This window comes from Streptococcus sanguinis SK49, assembly GCF_000212815.1.
GTDB lineage: Bacteria > Bacillota > Bacilli > Lactobacillales > Streptococcaceae > Streptococcus > Streptococcus sanguinis_C.
In genome coordinates, this window is sequence record NZ_GL890986.1 from 548037 (window position 1) to 564890 (window position 16854).

17 protein-coding genes are annotated in these 16854 nt (G+C 42.8%); 4 read left to right on the plus strand and 13 right to left on the minus strand.

The window, feature by feature from the left end:
- Window positions 1–165: 165 nt before the first annotated feature.
- On the minus strand, window positions 166–2559 hold the full coding sequence (gene pbp1b / locus HMPREF9380_RS00675) for a penicillin-binding protein PBP1B (protein ID WP_004193759.1): 2394 nt from the start codon (window positions 2557–2559) through the stop codon (window positions 166–168).
- A gap of 154 nt (window positions 2560–2713) precedes the next feature.
- Here pbp1b and tyrS point away from each other — a divergent pair, with 154 nt between their 5' ends.
- Window positions 2714–3970: a tyrosine--tRNA ligase gene (tyrS, locus tag HMPREF9380_RS00670; RefSeq protein WP_032907781.1), complete on the plus strand. Its 1257-nt coding sequence runs from the start codon at window positions 2714–2716 to the stop codon at window positions 3968–3970.
- Between the two features lie 93 nt (window positions 3971–4063).
- Window positions 4064–4912: a putative RNA methyltransferase gene (locus tag HMPREF9380_RS00665; RefSeq protein ID WP_032907782.1), complete on the plus strand. Its 849-nt coding sequence runs from the start codon at window positions 4064–4066 to the stop codon at window positions 4910–4912.
- A gap of 83 nt (window positions 4913–4995) precedes the next feature.
- On the opposite strand, the gene HMPREF9380_RS00660 is transcribed toward HMPREF9380_RS00665, so the two are convergent.
- The gene (locus tag HMPREF9380_RS00660; protein WP_002896829.1) at window positions 4996–6126 is read right to left on the minus strand and encodes an ABC transporter ATP-binding protein; all 1131 of its coding nucleotides are present in this window, start codon (window positions 6124–6126) and stop codon (window positions 4996–4998) included.
- Window positions 6127–6308: 182 nt separating this feature from the next.
- The gene (locus HMPREF9380_RS00655) at window positions 6309–6734 is read right to left on the minus strand and encodes an LPXTG cell wall anchor domain-containing protein (RefSeq protein ID WP_004193768.1); all 426 of its coding nucleotides are present in this window, start codon (window positions 6732–6734) and stop codon (window positions 6309–6311) included.
- Between the two features lie 242 nt (window positions 6735–6976).
- Here HMPREF9380_RS00655 and HMPREF9380_RS00650 point away from each other — a divergent pair, with 242 nt between their 5' ends.
- Both HMPREF9380_RS00650 and HMPREF9380_RS00645 read left to right on the plus strand, forming a co-directional pair.
- Complete coding sequence (locus tag HMPREF9380_RS00650; protein ID WP_004193770.1) at window positions 6977–7600, plus strand: TetR/AcrR family transcriptional regulator; 624 nt, start codon at window positions 6977–6979, stop codon at window positions 7598–7600.
- Between the two features lie 155 nt (window positions 7601–7755).
- Window positions 7756–8328, plus strand: a complete 573-nt coding sequence (locus HMPREF9380_RS00645; protein WP_004193772.1) for a TetR/AcrR family transcriptional regulator — start codon at window positions 7756–7758, stop codon at window positions 8326–8328.
- 142 nt (window positions 8329–8470) lie between these two features.
- On the opposite strand, the gene HMPREF9380_RS11865 is transcribed toward HMPREF9380_RS00645, so the two are convergent.
- The 10 genes from HMPREF9380_RS11865 to HMPREF9380_RS00595 form a co-directional block, all read right to left on the minus strand.
- Complete coding sequence (locus HMPREF9380_RS11865; RefSeq protein WP_004193774.1) at window positions 8471–9073, minus strand: DUF6287 domain-containing protein; 603 nt, start codon at window positions 9071–9073, stop codon at window positions 8471–8473.
- Window positions 9074–9158: 85 nt separating this feature from the next.
- Window positions 9159–9377 (minus strand): heavy-metal-associated domain-containing protein, encoded by a 219-nt coding sequence (locus HMPREF9380_RS00635; RefSeq protein WP_004193776.1) that lies wholly within the window; start codon window positions 9375–9377, stop codon window positions 9159–9161.
- A gap of 4 nt (window positions 9378–9381) precedes the next feature.
- A complete protein-coding gene (locus HMPREF9380_RS00630; protein WP_004193778.1) occupies window positions 9382–11643 on the minus strand; it encodes a heavy metal translocating P-type ATPase in 2262 nt (753 codons plus the stop codon).
- Window positions 11643–12086 carry a CopY/TcrY family copper transport repressor gene (locus tag HMPREF9380_RS00625; protein ID WP_004193780.1) on the minus strand — a complete coding sequence of 148 codons (444 nt, stop codon included), beginning with the start codon at window positions 12084–12086 and terminating at the stop codon, window positions 11643–11645. The genes HMPREF9380_RS00630 and HMPREF9380_RS00625 overlap by 1 nt, the downstream gene beginning before the upstream one ends.
- 148 nt (window positions 12087–12234) lie before the next feature.
- Window positions 12235–13737 (minus strand): zinc ABC transporter substrate-binding protein AdcA, encoded by a 1503-nt coding sequence (locus HMPREF9380_RS00620; protein ID WP_004193781.1) that lies wholly within the window; start codon window positions 13735–13737, stop codon window positions 12235–12237.
- Between the two features lie 9 nt (window positions 13738–13746).
- Window positions 13747–14553 (minus strand): metal ABC transporter permease, encoded by an 807-nt coding sequence (locus HMPREF9380_RS00615; RefSeq protein WP_004193783.1) that lies wholly within the window; start codon window positions 14551–14553, stop codon window positions 13747–13749.
- Complete coding sequence (locus tag HMPREF9380_RS00610) at window positions 14546–15256, minus strand: metal ABC transporter ATP-binding protein (protein ID WP_004193785.1); 711 nt, start codon at window positions 15254–15256, stop codon at window positions 14546–14548. The genes HMPREF9380_RS00615 and HMPREF9380_RS00610 overlap by 8 nt, the downstream gene beginning before the upstream one ends.
- Entirely contained in the window at window positions 15253–15696 is a 444-nt protein-coding gene (locus tag HMPREF9380_RS00605) for a zinc-dependent MarR family transcriptional regulator (protein ID WP_004193787.1), read from the minus strand. The genes HMPREF9380_RS00610 and HMPREF9380_RS00605 overlap by 4 nt, the downstream gene beginning before the upstream one ends.
- A 148-nt stretch (window positions 15697–15844) precedes the next feature.
- Window positions 15845–16168 carry an AzlD domain-containing protein gene (locus HMPREF9380_RS00600; RefSeq protein WP_004193788.1) on the minus strand — a complete coding sequence of 108 codons (324 nt, stop codon included), beginning with the start codon at window positions 16166–16168 and terminating at the stop codon, window positions 15845–15847.
- Window positions 16158–16853 carry an AzlC family ABC transporter permease gene (locus HMPREF9380_RS00595; RefSeq protein WP_004193790.1) on the minus strand — a complete coding sequence of 232 codons (696 nt, stop codon included), beginning with the start codon at window positions 16851–16853 and terminating at the stop codon, window positions 16158–16160. Before HMPREF9380_RS00595 ends, HMPREF9380_RS00600 begins: the two co-directional genes overlap by 11 nt.
- Window position 16854: the final 1 nt, after the last annotated feature.

Consider the following 16854-nt stretch of genomic DNA (forward strand, 5'->3'; position numbering starts at 1 on the left):
GACTTATTCAAGTTTGATTTAACTGCTGTAAGCTTCTATTTGGACAATATTTCAAATAAAGCACACGACAAATTATTGTTATCATTATACCTTATTTAGCTAGAAATTGCAAGGATCTCATCCGCTTTCTGAAAAGTTAAAAACTGTTCCGGATGAGCTAGTTCCTCATCGATTAATTCTAGAATTTGAGCCAGAATTAGAACCGCCCAGAATAGCTGACCAAGCTTTTTGATAATCCGAATCTGATGCCCCGATACCAAAACGGTAGGTCGTGGTTGGAGCACCGTTTTTAGCCCAATAGCTAGGCACTGTAGGACCACTGAGATTAACAGAGCGGCCGTTTACCGTTACTGTACCTGGCTTTTCTCCTGTAGACTTGAGTACATCAGACTTAATCACACTCGGATCAAGAGTGAACTTATCACCAACACCCCAGGCATTTGGATCTGCCTGATAGATGGCATCTACCATATAAGCCATGTAGGAGGCGTTATTGTTATAACCAGTCAACGCCGCCATAGAACTATTATCATCATGACCAATCCAGCCTCCCAAAGTCAACTTTGGAGTAGAAAGCATCAGCCACATATCACCATTACTATTAGTCGTCCCAGTCTTACCAATCCAGTCGGCTCCAGCCAAGGTTCCGTTGACCTGACTGATTCTGGATTTATAGGTCGTAGTCGCTCCAGAATTGATAACCCCCCGCATGAGCTCCTGCATAATCGTAGCTGCTGCCGGGCTGTATACCTGAACAGGATTCGTCTTATGCTGGTAAATCACCTTGCCGTCTCTGTCTGTGATTTTTTCAACCATGTATTTTTTCTGGTAGGTTCCATTATTAGCTAAGGTTTGGAAACCATTGGTATGCTGAGCTACAGATACTTCTATTCCCCCGCCCATTGGGAGACTCTCAATGCTGTAGTCATCGATGTAATAGCCCATTTTTTCCATATAGCCACGGACATTGACACCTTTTTCGCGTAATCCGCGGTAAGTCCAATAAGCCGGGATATTCCAAGAAGTATTAAGCGCTTCTTGCAGGTCCATCATGGCTGTACCACGGCTGTCTACGTGCATGATTGGATCGCCGCTTGAAAAGTTAGTTGGATAATTGGAAAGAACGCTGGCGCTGCCCATCAGACCTTGGTCAATAGCAATCCCATAAGCCAGAATCGGCTTAATAGTCGAACCCGGTGAGCGTTCCGTATCAAAGGCATGATTGTTCTGATTGGAAGCATAGTCTCTGCCTCCTACAAAGCCAATCACAGCACCTGTTTTATTATCCAAGAGGACATTTCCCACTTCAACTGCACCAGTCCCGTCATCCAAGACGCCACCATAGTTGGCTACTGCATTTTGCATAGCGGTATGGATTTTTTTATTGATAGTAGTGGTAACTGTGTAGCCACCTTCACGTAATTCCTTATCTGCTAACTCCTTATAAGATTTAACTGTAGCATTATTCTTCAATTCTTGTTGAGAAACATTATCCCGCTGAATCAAGTACTCGTACATGGTCTGCTGAGCTTCTTCAATCGCTGTGTAATAAAGGTAGCCATGCGAAGATTTTTCCGAGCTTTCAGAAGGCTTGAAATCCTTGGTCAAGTCGTAGTCCTTGTACTCCTTGTACTCTTTTTCGCTTAGATGGCCCGTCCGATACATATTATAGAGCACATCCTTGGCACGTTCCAAGCCCAGAGCCATATCCCCTGCACTCTTGAGACTGCCATCGGCTGCATAAGGCGAATAAACAATTGGACTCTGTGGCAAGCCGGCAATAAAAGCAGACTGGGGCACTGTCAAATCCTTAGCAGAGACACCAAAAATTCCTTGAGCAGCTTCTTCCACACCAGCGATATTCTGCCCCTTATTATTGCGCCCGAAAGGCGAAACGTTCAAGTAGGTCGTCAAAATATCATCCTTGGACATGTAACGCTCCAAAGCCAGCGCATCAACAATCTCCGCTGCTTTCCGCTTGAAGGTCGGTGCATCACCCACCACCTGCTGCTTAATCAACTGCTGAGTAATAGTTGAACCCCCGCTGGACGAGCCAACTCCGACAACAGAGCCGAGTGTAGCCCGAAGCACAGCCTTAGGCACCACTCCGTTATGCGTTTCAAAATTCTCATCCTCTGTAGCGATAACGGCTTTTTTTACATTTTCAGAGATGGCGTCACTCTTAACCGGGATGCGGAGCAAATCATTGTCCACTTCTGCAATCAAGCTGCCATCAGCATAGGTAAGCTTAGAAATACCAGAGATATTATTCACCTGCTTGACCAGCTCTTCTTGCTTGGGCACTTCAACCTTACTGAAAAGACTAGCTGCATAGCCTACCCCAATCCCAGCACCGATTACGCCACCGAAGAAGATAAACACAAAAGCCATATTCATCAGAAGTTTAAAAGTCCGTAAGAAAACAGCAAAAACATCACCGATAGACCAGCCATTGTTGCCACTAACGATCTTCTTGCTCCATTCTGGAAGATGTATTTTTTTGATAAACTGCTGGGCTTTTCCCCAGAACTCTTTTAATTTTTCTATTAATTGTTCCAAGCTTGATTCTCCTTGTTATCTTCCCATTATACCAAATATCTATGATTTATTTCAAGGAAACATTGCTATTTAAAAGCTTTATGATACAATAGAGTAACATAAATTTAAAATATAGATAAGCCAATTTATTGGCTTTTAGAATAGGAGAGACATGATGCACATTTTTGATGAGCTAAAAGAACGTGGCTTGGTATTCCAAACCACTGATGAAGCAGCTTTACGCAAGGCCTTAGAAGAAGGACAAGTCTCTTATTATAGTGGATACGATCCGACCGCTGACAGCCTGCACCTTGGCCACTTGGTAGCCATTCTGACCAGCCGTCGCTTGCAACTAGCCGGACACAAACCCTACGCTCTGGTCGGAGGAGCAACTGGATTGATTGGTGATCCATCCTTTAAGGATGCAGAACGCAGCCTACAAACCAAGGAAACTGTGGAAGGCTGGGTGAAATCTATCCAAGATCAGCTTTCTCGCTTTCTGGACTTTGAAAAGGGTGATAATAAGGCCGAAATGGTCAACAACTATGACTGGTTCAGCAGCATCAGCTTTATCGACTTCCTGCGCGATGTCGGCAAATACTTCACTGTCAACTACATGATGAGTAAAGATTCTGTCAAGAGCCGGATTGAGACAGGGATTTCCTATACAGAATTCGCCTACCAGATCATGCAAGGATATGACTTCTATATCCTCAATCAAAATCATGGTGTAACCCTGCAAATCGGTGGTTCTGACCAGTGGGGCAATATGACAGCAGGTACAGAACTCCTGCGCCGCAAGGCTGACAAGACTGGCCATGTGATGACCGTTCCGCTCATTACCGATGCTACTGGCAAAAAATTTGGTAAGTCAGAAGGTAATGCTGTCTGGCTCAATCCTGACAAGACTTCTCCTTACGAAATGTATCAATTCTGGATGAATGTCATGGACGCAGATGCTATCCGCTTCCTGAAAATCTTCACCTTCCTGTCCTTGGATGAGATTGAAGAAATTCGTCAGCAGTTTGAAGCAGCACCACACGAACGCTTGGCTCAGAAAGTCCTAGCTCGCGAAGTGGTCAGTCTGGTTCACGGTCAAGAAGCTTACCAGGAAGCCCTCAACATCACTGAGCAGCTCTTTGCTGGAAATATTAAAAACCTATCTGTCAAGGAACTCAAACAAGGTCTGCGCGGCGTGCCTAACTATCAGGTCCAGGTAGAAGACAACCTCAATATTGTAGAACTGCTTGTGACAGCCGGCGTGGTAAACTCAAAACGTCAAGCCCGCGAAGACGTCCAAAACGGCGCTATCTACCTCAATGGTGAGCGCATCCAAGATTTAGACTATGTCCTCAGCGACTCAGATAAACTGGAAGACGAGCTGACAGTTATCCGCCGCGGTAAAAAGAAATACTTTGTCCTGACCTACTAAAGATAAAAAATCCGATTACCTGAATCGGATTTTTCTATGTCTTACCAAAAAGAAGTCATTCAGCTATATAAAAACAATAGAAAGAGAGCGACTATGAAACCAAAACTCGCCCGTTTTGCCCAAGCTCCGGCTCTGTCCTGTCCACTCTGCCAGCAAAGTTTGGCTATGGAAGAAAACAGCCTCAAGTGCGCCAATCGCCATTCCTACGATATATCCAAATTCGGTTATGTCAATCTAGCTCCTCAAGCTAGACAAGCTAAAGACTATGACAAAACAAGCTTTCAAAATAGGCAAGTCATCTTGGAAGCCGGCTTTTATCAGCATATCCTAGATGAGTTGCAGGATCTGCTGCAGACTCTGCCTGAAGAACAGACCATTCTGGACGTCGCTTGCGGAGAGGGCTACTATGCTCGAAAAATTCAGGAAAAATTCCCCAACAAAGAAATTTACGCTTTTGATTTATCCAAAGATTCTATCCAGTTAGCTGCCAAAAGTGATCAGAGTCTTGCTGTAAAATGGTTTGTTGGTGATTTGGCACACTTGCCCGTTCAGGATCAAAGCATGGATGTCTTACTGGACATCTTCTCACCCGCCAACTATCATGAATTTCAGCGAGTATTGAAAAAAGAGGGACTCATCATCAAAGTCATCCCAACAGAAAATCATCTGAAAGAAATTCGTCAAAAAGTTGCTCAATATCTGGACAAGAAAGATTATTCTAATCAACATATCATCCAGCATTTCCAGAAACACTTTGTCATCCTATCTAGAAAGACCGTAGAATCAACCCATACTCTGCATTCTGAGGAGAAAACTGCCCTGCTGCAGATGACTCCTTTACTCTTTCATGTTGAAAAAAATCTAATCAATTGGGAGCAGCTTACACATGCCACCATTTCAGCTGAGATTCTTATCGGAAAACTAAAAGAAGAAAAAATCTAAGCTCCTTTCAGTAAAAAATGATGTTATAACAGCCATTTTAAAAACGCAGACTGTCCTGTCTGCGTTCTTTGTTTATCAACTGATTAATAGACTGTCTTCTCTGTCTCTGGATCAAAGAAGTGCGCTTTATTGAGGTCGAAGCCTAGGTCAATACCTGCACCAGTTTCTAGGTAATCGCGTGAATCCACACGCGCTACAAACTCACTAGAACCCACTTGGCAGTAGAGATGAGACTCTGCTCCCAGTAATTCTGAAACAGAAATCTTGGCATGCACAACTGAATTCGGGAAAGTTTCCAAGAAAGCAGCTTCCGCATTGATATCTTCCGGACGAATACCGAAGATTAGCTCCTTGCCCTCGTATCCTTTCTCCCGCAGAACCTTAAGAGCTCCTTCTGGCACAGTCAAGCGCAGTCCTTCTGCGACAATCTCATTCCCTTCAAGCTTAACTGGGATGAAGTTCATAGCTGGGCTGCCGATGAAGCCAGCAACGAACTTATTAACTGGGTTGTTATAGACTTCCTGCGGCGTACCAATCTGCTCCACTCGACCAATCGTTCCAGTTCCAGCAGGATTCTTGGTCGCTGACATGATAACGATACGATCCGCCAAGGTCATAGCTTCAGTCTGGTCATGGGTAACATAAATAGTTGTTGCACCGATACGGCGGTGAATCTTGGCAATCTCCGCCCGCATAGAAACACGCAGCTTAGCATCCAAGTTAGACAAAGGTTCATCCATAAGGAAAACCTTTGCATCACGAACGATAGCGCGTCCCATAGCTACCCGCTGACGCTGACCGCCAGACAAGTCGGCTGGCTTACGTTGCAAGAATTCCTTCAAGCCTAGGATTTCTGCTGCTTCGTTGACCCGTTTGTCAATATCTTCCTTGCTGTACTTGCGCAGCTTGAGACCAAAAGCCATATTGTCGTAGACAGTCATATGCGGATAAAGGGCATAGTTCTGGAAGACCATAGCGATATCACGGTCTTTGGGTGCCACATCATTAACCACTGTACCGTCAATAGAGGCAGTTCCTTCAGTGATGTCTTCAAGACCTGCAATCATACGCAGCGTAGTTGATTTCCCGCAACCAGACGGACCGACAAAAACGATAAATTCCTTGTCCTTGATATCAAGATTGAAATCTTCCACTGAGTAGTGGTCGCTGTTGGGATATTTTTTATAGATATTTTTCAGATTTAATTCGACCATAATAAGCCCCTTCTTTTGAATAAAAATATTTTCTTTCACGCTCTCGTTTGCAAAGCGCTTTCACATTGTCCATTATATCGTTTTTTTTTGACTTTTTCAAGCACTTTTAGTAAAACGTTTGCATAATTTTAAAAAACAACCTAAAAAGGCTGTTTCTTTGATTCTATGATAAAAAATCTTACTCAAGGCTTCTTTTTAAAGAATAGAATTAGCACCCCTATCAAACTGGCTCCAAACAAGAAGTAGAAAATATTTTCTACACTACTTGTTGAAGGCAATTGCGATTGATTAGCTAATATAGATAAAGCTTCAACTTTTGGGGTGTTCATCACCTGATCATTATGCTTGTCCTTAGTCACTTGAGAATCTTTATAGCTACTCAACAGAGAGAGCTGCTTATCTAGAAGCTCTCTATCAATCTTAGAATTAGCTGAGCAAAAAGACGACAACATCACTTCTTGATTATCTCGGCTTTCTTCTTTTGTTATAATATGACAACTAAAGATTAAATCATCAGCTGCCAAAACTCTAGGACTATCAAAACTAGTAAATAATAACACCAAACTTAAAATCAGCAATAAACAAGTACTTTTTCTCTTTTTCTCCATATAAATCTCTCCCTATATACAACTAGCTGCTCATAAAAATATGACAACAATTACCAGTATAACAAAGGAATTTACACGGTGTCAATCAATATGCTTGTTTTTAGAAAAATATTACTAGTTAGTTTTAAATATCCAAAATAATGGATATTTTTACACTTTGTAAACTTTTTTTCTAAAAAATAAGAGGTATTTCCTAGATTATTTCATTTTTAAACAGTAGAATGGAATAGGAGGGCAAATTTATGACGCTTCACACCAGAAAAAGGATATTAGATGCTTTTTTTACATTAGCTGAACAAAATCCGACCAAAGTTCGTTTCACCTTTACAGATATAGCAAAAACTGCTGATTTATCAAGACAGGCAATCTATAAACGGCATTTTAATAATGTCAACGAAATTATTGATTACATACATGAAAAGTTGAATGATGAATTTAATCAAGCTTGTAGCCAGTACAAATTTACTTCTTCAAATCCCTTTCTCTCTTTTTCAGAAACCATTCTCCCCATAATATACAGAAATAGAGATTGGATTAGAACACTCTATACTACTTCAGTAGACCCCTTTTGGAGTGATTTTATTATCTCTTATTTCACTGATTGGATTTCTCAAAATATCAAACTTGATGACACAAAGCTAGATATGCCTAGCGAGATAAGTAACACTCTTCTTGCCAAATGTTTTAACTTACTTATCGAAAACTGGATTACTCAGACTTATCCACTATCTTTAGAAAAATTCTCAAATATTTTCCTTAACCTAGTTTCTTCACCGCTTACTAGTTTCACTATTCCTAACAGTCAAACTAAGTCTTCAAATAAAATTATTATCAAAAAGCCATCTCGCAGAAAGACAAAGAAGTAAAAAGAAGTAAAGGGAGCAGTTTCTATATTTGAGACTGTTTTTTAAATTTTTCAAAAATTTTAAGAAATAAATAGACAAATAGTCAAGAAAATGCTATCATTTAATTGACAATCAGTTAACTTAAAAAGGTAGATTATTAATGAAAGAAGGTAAATATGCCACAAGATACTAAAAACAAAGTCGTTAATGCCTTAATTGAGCTGGCAGAACAAAATCCAGAAAAATCTTACTTTACTTTTTCTGAAATCGCTAAGCAAGCTGGATTATCTAGACAAGCAATTTATAAAAAACACTTTAGTAACGTTGAAGAAATTATTGAGTACATCCGTCAAAGTATCATGGCTCCATTTATCCCTCTGTATGAGAGCTATGCTGAAGGAAGTAAAGAAAATCCTTTAATCTTCTTTGCTCAACATATGATTCCTGCCATCTACGAACATAGACATTGGATGAAAGTTCTTTATACAACTGCTATTGATCCTTTCTGGAGAGAGTATATTTCTAGTTTCTTTACACAATGGGTAAAAGACAATCTAGATATCGATGCAAAAAAAATGGGAATTCCTCAAGAGATGGGAACAGAAATTATCGTAAAATGGATTAATTCGCTTATTGAAATATGGATTATCAAAGAAGAACCTATGCCCTCAGAAGATTTTGCACAATTATTTCTATCAATCGTTTCAACACCTATGGCTCAATTTGTTAGTTCGCACAGCGAGCCCTAGTTCAACTCAAAATTATGAAGCCCGCCTTGTTTAGGTAGGCTTTTTTTGTCTGTAAAATTTCTTACTCTCCCAAAGAAAAGAGAGCAGATAGTCTTCTGCTCTCGTCAACATATAAGCTATAAAATTAAGCACCAAGCTTCGTTTAATCTACTCGATAATAGAAGCTGCCTTGTTCGTCAAAGCTATTCAGGCCAACACCTGTCCAGATTCTATCTTGACCAACATCTGAACTATCTGTAAAGTTTTCCTTGTCTGCGACCTTAACTCCCTTGGGAAGAAACTCAATCAGAAAACCTCCACTTTCTCCCCCGTAGACACCGCCAGCAGCAGTCCCATAGTCTGTCAGAGAAGCTCCATACAATTCATAACCACTTGAAACCAAGCCCTTTTCCTCAAAAACAAGCTGGTTGCCAGAAGCATCCTGCCAGGTTCCTTTAACGCTGGCATAATTACCATTTGCAAGTGCGGAAATGTCCATCGCTTCTTTCTTTTCCTTAGTTTTTTCTGTGCTCGCACTCTCTGAGCTAGTGCTACTAGCCGCTGAAGATGCTGTTGCAGTTGATTGACTGGATGCCTGCTCCACAGAACTTGTTACTGAGCCAGTACTGCTAGTAGGCGTCTCTGATTGATTCGTAGCGCTGCCCTTTGAACAAGCTGTCATAGCTAATAAAGCAGCTCCTGCTAGTAAAAAAGGTAAAGCTTTTTTCTTCATTTTTCTCCTCTTTCTCACGGTAAGATAAAACATGTGATTAGTAACATTATAGATTATTTTATCGCTTTTTACAAGAAGAAGTCTAGCAACTGGGCAGGCGCAAAACTACTGACTTTATTCATTCAGCTTCTGCCACATCCAGAACCCTGTAGATTGTTTTTGCCAGAGCTGCTTCATAATCTGATGCACCATAAGGCTTATCAGTCGTGACGTGGGCTGCCTGCTTTTCTAGGTCTACCGCCACATCTGACACTTCCTCCATAGATAGGAAGTGCTGGGTGACGTGTTTGACACAGTTTTGACAAGATAAGTTTTCTAATTGGACTATTTGTTTCATAGATTCATTCCTCCGTATATTTCTTTATTTTAAAGCGTCCTAGACGCAGAGCATTGACGACAACCGACACTGAGCTTAAGCTCATGGCCAGACCAGCCAACATAGGATTGAGCAAGGGACCGCCGAAAAGATGCAATAGCCCCATAGCAATCGGAATACCTAGTGTATTGTAGGCAAAAGCCCAGAAGAGATTTTCCTTGATATTACGAATGGTCGCCTGGCTGAGCTTGATAGCCTTGACTACATCCCGCAAATCACTATGCATGAGCACTACATCTGCTGACTCAATAGCCACATCGGCGCCAGAGCCGATGGCAATTCCAACATCTGCCTGGACCAGAGCCGGCGCATCATTGATACCGTCTCCTACCATAGCCAGTTTTTTCCCAGCTTCCTGTAAGTTCTTGATAGCAGCGGCCTTCCCATCTGGCAATACACCTGCGATGACTTTTTGGATTCCAGCTTTCTGGGCAATAGCTGTCGCTGTTTCTTCACGATCTCCTGTCAGCATGATGACTTCCAGCCCCATAGACTGGAGCTCCTGCACTGCCTTCAGGCTGCTAGACTTCATCTCATCTGCTACCGCTAAAATACCAGCTAGCTGTCCATCTACTGCGACAAACATGGCTGTCTTCCCTTCTTGGGAAAGCTCCAACAACTGTTCTTGAAAGACACTGCTGTCAATGTTCTTGTCTTTCATCAATGACTCATTTCCCACTAGAAGCTGTTTGCCCTCAACCTGAGCTGACAAACCTCGTCCAACCATAGCCTCAAAATGACTGACAGGCAGTAAGTCAAGCCCCTCCTCTTCAGCTGCTTCTAAGATAGCCTGAGCCAAAGGATGCTCAGAATGCTGCTCAGCACTGGCTATTAGCTGCAATAAGTCAGAGCGATTAAAATCACTCAAAGGTAACAAATCCGTCAGACTGGGCTTACCAACCGTAATCGTCCCAGTCTTATCAAGAACAATAGTATCCAGCTGATAAGCTGCTTCCAAAGCTTGCCCAGACTTAATCAGAATCCCATTTTCAGCTCCTTTACCAGTCCCGACCATGATGGCTGTCGGAGTAGCTAACCCCAGCGCACAAGGGCAGGCAATGACCAGAACTGCGATAAAGATTGACAGAGAAAAGCTAAGACTCTCACCAGCCAGAAAATACCAGCCAAGCGCGGACAAAGTAGCCAAGCTCAGCACGATTGGGACAAAATAGAGCGAAATCTTATCGGCCAAAGCCGCTATCGGAGCCTTAGACCCTTGCGCTTCCTCCACTAATCTAACAATCTGAGCTAAGGTCGTATCCGAACCCACCCTAGTTGCTTGGTAGTCAATACTACCATTTTGATTGATTGTTGCACTGGTAATGGTATCGCCGACCTTCTTTTCAATCGGGACACTTTCACCAGTCATCATGGACTCATCCACAAAGGTCTGCCCCTCCGTCACAAGGCCATCTACCGGCATACGCTCTCCAGGCTTAATACGGATAATGTCTCCAACTCGGATATCCTCTGTATCAATGGTCACAGCCTCACCATAACGAATCACTGTCGCCTGACTAGGTACTAGCTCAAGTAGAGACTGAATCGCCTGAGACGTTCGACCCTTGGCAGAACTTTCCAGATATTTACCCAGAAGAACCAAGGTAATAATCACTGCAACAGACTCAAAGTAAAGCTGATGAACAAAGGGATGATGACCTAGAAAAACCTGACTGACAGAGTATAGACTGTAGAAAAATGCTGCGCTGGTTCCCACCGCAATCAAACTATCCATATTAGGATGCCTCTTGATAAGATTGCGAAATCCCCTCTGATAGAAACCACGACCAATCCACACAGCAGGCAGAGTCAAAAGTAGTTGTGACAGAACGAAGACCAAAGGGTGCGCCATATGGTCCAAGAAGCTGGGCAGAGGAAGACCGACCATACTTCCCATAGAGATATAAAGTAAAGGCAGAGCCGTAATCAAAAGAATCAGTAACTCTTGTTTCTTTTTTTGCAATTTCTGAGCTTTAATCACAGCTTCTTTGCTTACATCAGACGGTTTGTCTTTTCCTTTTTCTTCTGCATGATAACCAGCCTCGGCTACAGCATCCAGCACTTGCTGGCTGTCAAATCCTGCCTTAGGCAGCAAACTGAGACGTTCTGTCGCCAGATTGACACTGACATCTTCGACCGTTTCCAAGTCCTTGACCGCCATCTCTACCGTCATAGCACAGGCAGCGCAGGTCATGCCTGAGAGCTTGTATTCTTTCTTCTCACTCATCAATGCGTCTCCTTTCCGTGACCGCAACGACATTGGCCTTGTGGGCAGTCGCATTTGACTTCCAAAGGAGCCGAGGCTCTTTTCTTATCAATGACCTGACTGAGCCGCTCCAAGTCCCCTTGACTGAACTGACTTCTCTCAATCATCGAAATCAAAAGGTCTCCATGTTTAGTATTACAGATATTGTCAAAAAGCGCCTGCCATGTACTTTCCAGATGGTCCGCTTCTAAAATCCGAGCATCGTAGTAAAACTTGCCCTCGATTTTTTCCATAGCGATAAATTCTTTGGTCTTCAGACGATTCAAAAGAGTCTTGATGGTTGCCGGTTTCCAGGAAAAATCGGCTTCCAACCGCGCTATAATCTCTGTACTGCGACTGTGTGGATAGGCCCATAGCACGCGCATCACTTGCCATTCTGCTTGGCTAATATTTTGCTGTTCCATTGTTTAACACTCCCTTATCATTTACATTTGTAATCCAACTCTTTATTAGTTTACATTTGTAATCGTAATTTGTCAAGTATTTTTATCGTCATTTCCTAATATACAAAAAAAGAAGGCGGGATAGTCCCGTCTTCTTACTTTATTTATATTAATGCGCCAACATCTCTTGGGCAATTTCTTGACCGGTCAATTTACTTGGATAGTAGGTTGGCCAGTTTTCCAGCTCGTCAAAGAGTGCTTCCTGGCTCTCGCCACCATAGAAGATGTGGAAATGAGCTGCCTTGGTCGGTGCAATGTTATGGTCGCTAAACTGAACATACTTGTACTCCCCAGCATCCTCGTCTGTCGCTTCAAACATAAAGCGAACTCCACGATTTCCCTTAGAGTAAGTCAGAGTGTGCTTACCAACGTATTTATAAGTATATTTCTTGGATTTTCCATCTACCACAAATTCCATAGTCTTGTCTGTGATATTGATATTGGAAACATCTGTTTTGTAGCCCTTGTCATAGTAGTCCTTGTATTCAGCTGCCGTCATTTTCCCAGTCAGCTTAGCCTTGTAGTCAAAGACTTGATCCAGGGTACCGTCTTTCAGATAAGGGTAAACAGACTGCCACTCGCCAGCATAGTCCGACAAAGTACGATCCTTGACGGCACTGTCTTCAAAGTAGCCGTTTTGGACTGTCTTATCGTCTTCTTCTTTCTCGGCTGCAATCTCCGCTCCCTCTTGGTCAGTTGTCTTCTTGAGAGTCTTTAGATTGTCCTGCATGATAGAAACATAGTCTGCTCCGTCCTTGGTCTGCTCTTCAGTCAAGCTTTCCAGCGGATTCAGGACATCAAGTTCTACTCCTGTTTCCTTAGCTAATGTAGAAGCCAAAGCCTGGGAAGCATTTTCTTCGAAGTAGATATACTTGATTTTATTTTTCTTAATATACTCGGTCAATTCAGCCAAGCGGGAAGCGGATGGCTCACTGTCTGGTGAAAGTCCAGAAATTGGTACCTGCTTCAAGCCATAGTCCAATGCTAGATAGTTAAAGGCTGCGTGCTGAGTTACAAAGCTCTTTTGCTTGGCGTTGGCCAACCCATCTTCATATTCTTTATCCAAGGCTTCTAGCTTCTTGATATAAGCCGCTGCATTTTTCTCAAAAGCCGCTTTCTTGTCAGGATAAGACTTGCTCAAGCTATCACGAATGTGCTCCACCATTTTAATAGCCCGCTTCGGAGATAACCAAACATGGGGATCATAGGCATGATGATGCCCCTCTTCACCATGGTCGTGGTCTTCTTCCTCTTCACCACCAGGCAGCAAGAGCATATCTCCTGTCGCCTTGATAACCGTTTCTTCCTTATTTTTCAAGGTTTTTAGCAAATCTGGAACCCAAGTCTCCATGTTTTCATTTTCATAGACAAAGGCATCTGCATCCTGAATCGTCGCAACTGCCTTAGCTGAAGGTTCATAATCATGCGGCTCTGTACCAGCCCCGATTAGAAGTTCAACATTGGCCTCATCTCCAGCCACTTGCTTGGTAAACTCATAAACAGGATAAAAAGTCGTGACAATATTGAGCTTGCCATCTGCATTTTTTTGATTGGAACAAGCTACTAAGAAAATACTCAGTAAGCCTGCTAATAGTAAGCTAATTTTTTTCATTTTCTGCTCCTATTTCATAAATTTTTTGACCAGATTGACCAGCAAGAACAAGCTGACGAAAATAATCGTAATGCTAGCACTAGCTGGCGTCTCTGCATAGTAAGAAATATAAAGTCCGGCAATCATACCAAAAAAGCCGATGGCATTTGCCAGCAAAATAACCGACTTGAAATTTTTCCCAATCCGCAAGGCAATACTGGCCGGCAAGACCATGATGGTCGAAACCAGCAAGGCTCCCGCAGCTGGAATCATGAGGGCAATCGCAACACCCGTCACGATATTGAAGAGAATAGACATGGTCCGCACCGGCAACCCATCCACAAAGGCCGTATCCTCATCAAAGGTCAAGATGTACATGGGGCGAATGAAGAGGAAGGTCAAGACAAGCACCACAGCAGCAATAACAAAGAGAGAAATCACCTGTTCCATACTGATAGTCACAATGGAGCCAAACAGATACTGATCCAGACTCATTGAGCTAGAACTCTTACCCTTACTCATAACAATCAAGGAAATAGCTAAGCCGGTTGACATGAGAATGGCTGTCCCGATTTCCATAAAATTCTTATAGATAGTTCGTAGATACTCTAAAAAGACTGCTGCGACAATGACGACAAGCACCGTTGTGAGAGTGGGCGATAGTCCAAGAACCAAACCAAAAGCTACACCTGCCAATGAAACGTGACTGAGCGTGTCACTCATAAGGCTCTGCCGACGTAAAATCAGGAAAGTCCCCAAAATCGGTGAGAAGAGGCTCATGGCAATAACTGCCAAGAAGGCCCGCTGCATAAAATCATAGGAAAATAGATTAAGCATGGCTCACCTCCTGTCCATTGTCGCTTTCATGCACATTGAAACAGCGCCAAGGTGAGTCCTGATTACGGACCAGGTGAATGTTGCGGTCAGCATATTTACGAACTTCTTCCGGATCGTGTGTAATCATCAAGACAGCTTTTCCATGCTTGTGAGCACTATGGTGCATGAGCTTGTAAAATTCATCCTTGCTGCCTGCATCCATTCCTGTTGTCGGCTCATCTAGGACAAAAATATCCGGATCCGAAGCAAACATCCGAGCAATCACAGCTCTCTGCTTTTGCCCACCAGAGAGAGAACCAATCCTCTTATCCCGATGTTCCCACATTCCAACTGACTCCAGACTAGCCTTGATATGCTCTTCATCATGCTCATTCAAACGACGAAACCAACCCTTATGCGGATAACGTCCCGACTTGACAAACTCATATACCGTACTAGGGAAACCTGCATTAAAACTAGCAATCTGCTGAGGTAGATATGCAATCCGCAGTTTCTTGCCTTGCACATTAGTCTTGGAAATCTTCACTTCCCCATACTTAGGTTGCAAAATACCCAAACTAGCCTTGATAAGTGTCGTCTTAGCAGCTCCATTTTCCCCCGTCAAAGTTACAAACTCCCCACTGTCTAGAAAATAATGAATATGCTCCAGCACAGGCTCCTTGTCATAGTAAAAGGAAAGATTATCGACTGTGATATATCTCATTTGCCGATCTCTCCCACTAAGGCTTCCAAAAACTTCGCAATTGTCGCCTGTTCACTAGCAGAAAACTGCTCAGCCAATTTTTGATAAATCTCCAAAGTATGCGCGTGATGATGCTGGTGTTCCTTTGCAATCGGCTGAGCTAACTCAGTCAAACGGTAAAAGGTAACCCGTGCATCTCTCTTATCTTTAAAAGCTTGCAGCATCTCTTGCCGAACCAAAGATTTCACAGCCTTGGTCACAGCAGCTTGACTTACATTCAGTATTTTTGCCAAATCAGAATTTGTCAAAGATTCCTCAGATAAAAGCATCAAAATATGCTCCTGCGTATTGGTTAAAGGCACATCACTCGTGCAAGAACCTATCAGAATCTCATGCTGATTTTCTGCTTTCAAAATAACTTCATTTAAAAATTGATCGATCTTCTGCGCTAAATGAGTCATTCCTTCCCTCCTTCTCTTAACCAGTTAAAGCTTTACTGGTTAATTATACCACAAAACAGAAAAGAGTCAAGAATTTTCAGTAAATCCACTTGACCCTTTCACATTACCAGAATTGAAATAAGTAAAACTTCCACCTCTCTACCCAAGATTACAAAAATACTCGCAGCAAGGCCACCAAGACTACACCAAATACAACAGTTGCAATTAAGTTCTTATACTTAAAAGCCACATAGCTAGTCGGAAAAATGGCAATTAAATCCAGCCATTTAAAACTCGGCAGCTGACCTATTTTAGCATTGGTGACACTGGACAGGATTAGGGCAAAGATAATGGAAACTGGCAGATATTTGAGGAAACGCTCTACCATGGGCGGAAGCCCCTTGTACTTGACTAGGATAAAGGGCAAAACCCGCGGAATCCAAGTGACCAGGGCTGACAAAAGAATGGCCAGCAAAATATACTTACCTATCATCCAAGATCACCCCCACCATACAGCCTAGCAAGGTTGCAAAAAGCACCGCCAGTGAATTTTGAAGCAGCATGGTCAGGAGCAAGTAGGCAAGGCCCACCACACCCAAGACGAAAAAGAGCTTCTTTATCTTGACCCGTCGCAGCATGATTGTAAATTGAGAGGAGAAAATACCAATAAACATGGCGACTAGGGCAAAGTCTAGGCCAAAGCTCTCAGGATTGGGCAGAAGGGCGCCGAGGGCAGTTCCTAAAATAGTACCCAAAATCCAAGAAGTATAACTCATGAAATTGTTACCCATCATCCAGCTAGCCGAAATCTCTTCTGTATGCACCTGCTCTCCCATCAAGACCCCATAAGATTCATCCGTCAAAAAAGAGCCAATGACAATATTCTGCATCAAGCTAGCCTTACGAAAAAGGGTCGATGCATGCAGACAGAGCAGAAGATGCCGGATATTGATGAGAAAAACAGTCAGTGCGATGGCCAAGACCGGCGCCTGCTGGGCAAATAAACCAATCATGGCAAACTGGGCACTGCCAGCATAAACCAGAATACTCATCAGCCCCATCTCCAAGGGATTCATATAAGGCGCCGCCATGATGCCGCAGGCTAGGCCAATCCCAATATAGCCCAGAGCTGTTGGCACAGCTGCTTGTGCCCCTTGTTTAAATGTCTGTCCGCGCATT

Excerpts from the sequence above, each read along its gene's own strand:
- tyrS (WP_032907781.1), top strand. The coding sequence starts at position 2,714 with ATGCACATTTTTGATGAGCTAAAAGAACGTGGCTTGGTATTCCAAACC.
- HMPREF9380_RS00665 (WP_032907782.1), top strand. The coding sequence starts at position 4,064 with ATGAAACCAAAACTCGCCCGTTTTGCCCAAGCTCCGGCTCTGTCCTGT.
- HMPREF9380_RS00660 (WP_002896829.1), bottom strand. The coding sequence starts at position 6,126 with ATGGTCGAATTAAATCTGAAAAATATCTATAAAAAATATCCCAACAGC.
- HMPREF9380_RS00655 (WP_004193768.1), bottom strand. The coding sequence starts at position 6,734 with ATGGAGAAAAAGAGAAAAAGTACTTGTTTATTGCTGATTTTAAGTTTG.
- HMPREF9380_RS00650 (WP_004193770.1), top strand. The coding sequence starts at position 6,977 with ATGACGCTTCACACCAGAAAAAGGATATTAGATGCTTTTTTTACATTA.
- HMPREF9380_RS00645 (WP_004193772.1), top strand. The coding sequence starts at position 7,756 with ATGCCACAAGATACTAAAAACAAAGTCGTTAATGCCTTAATTGAGCTG.
- HMPREF9380_RS11865 (WP_004193774.1), bottom strand. The coding sequence starts at position 9,073 with ATGTTTTATCTTACCGTGAGAAAGAGGAGAAAAATGAAGAAAAAAGCT.
- HMPREF9380_RS00635 (WP_004193776.1), bottom strand. The coding sequence starts at position 9,377 with ATGAAACAAATAGTCCAATTAGAAAACTTATCTTGTCAAAACTGTGTC.
- HMPREF9380_RS00630 (WP_004193778.1), bottom strand. The coding sequence starts at position 11,643 with ATGAGTGAGAAGAAAGAATACAAGCTCTCAGGCATGACCTGCGCTGCC.
- HMPREF9380_RS00625 (WP_004193780.1), bottom strand. The coding sequence starts at position 12,086 with ATGGAACAGCAAAATATTAGCCAAGCAGAATGGCAAGTGATGCGCGTG.
- HMPREF9380_RS00620 (WP_004193781.1), bottom strand. The coding sequence starts at position 13,737 with ATGAAAAAAATTAGCTTACTATTAGCAGGCTTACTGAGTATTTTCTTA.
- HMPREF9380_RS00615 (WP_004193783.1), bottom strand. The coding sequence starts at position 14,553 with ATGCTTAATCTATTTTCCTATGATTTTATGCAGCGGGCCTTCTTGGCA.
- HMPREF9380_RS00610 (WP_004193785.1), bottom strand. The coding sequence starts at position 15,256 with ATGAGATATATCACAGTCGATAATCTTTCCTTTTACTATGACAAGGAG.
- HMPREF9380_RS00605 (WP_004193787.1), bottom strand. The coding sequence starts at position 15,696 with ATGACTCATTTAGCGCAGAAGATCGATCAATTTTTAAATGAAGTTATT.
- HMPREF9380_RS00600 (WP_004193788.1), bottom strand. The coding sequence starts at position 16,168 with ATGATAGGTAAGTATATTTTGCTGGCCATTCTTTTGTCAGCCCTGGTC.
- HMPREF9380_RS00595 (WP_004193790.1), bottom strand. The coding sequence starts at position 16,853 with ATGCGCGGACAGACATTTAAACAAGGGGCACAAGCAGCTGTGCCAACA.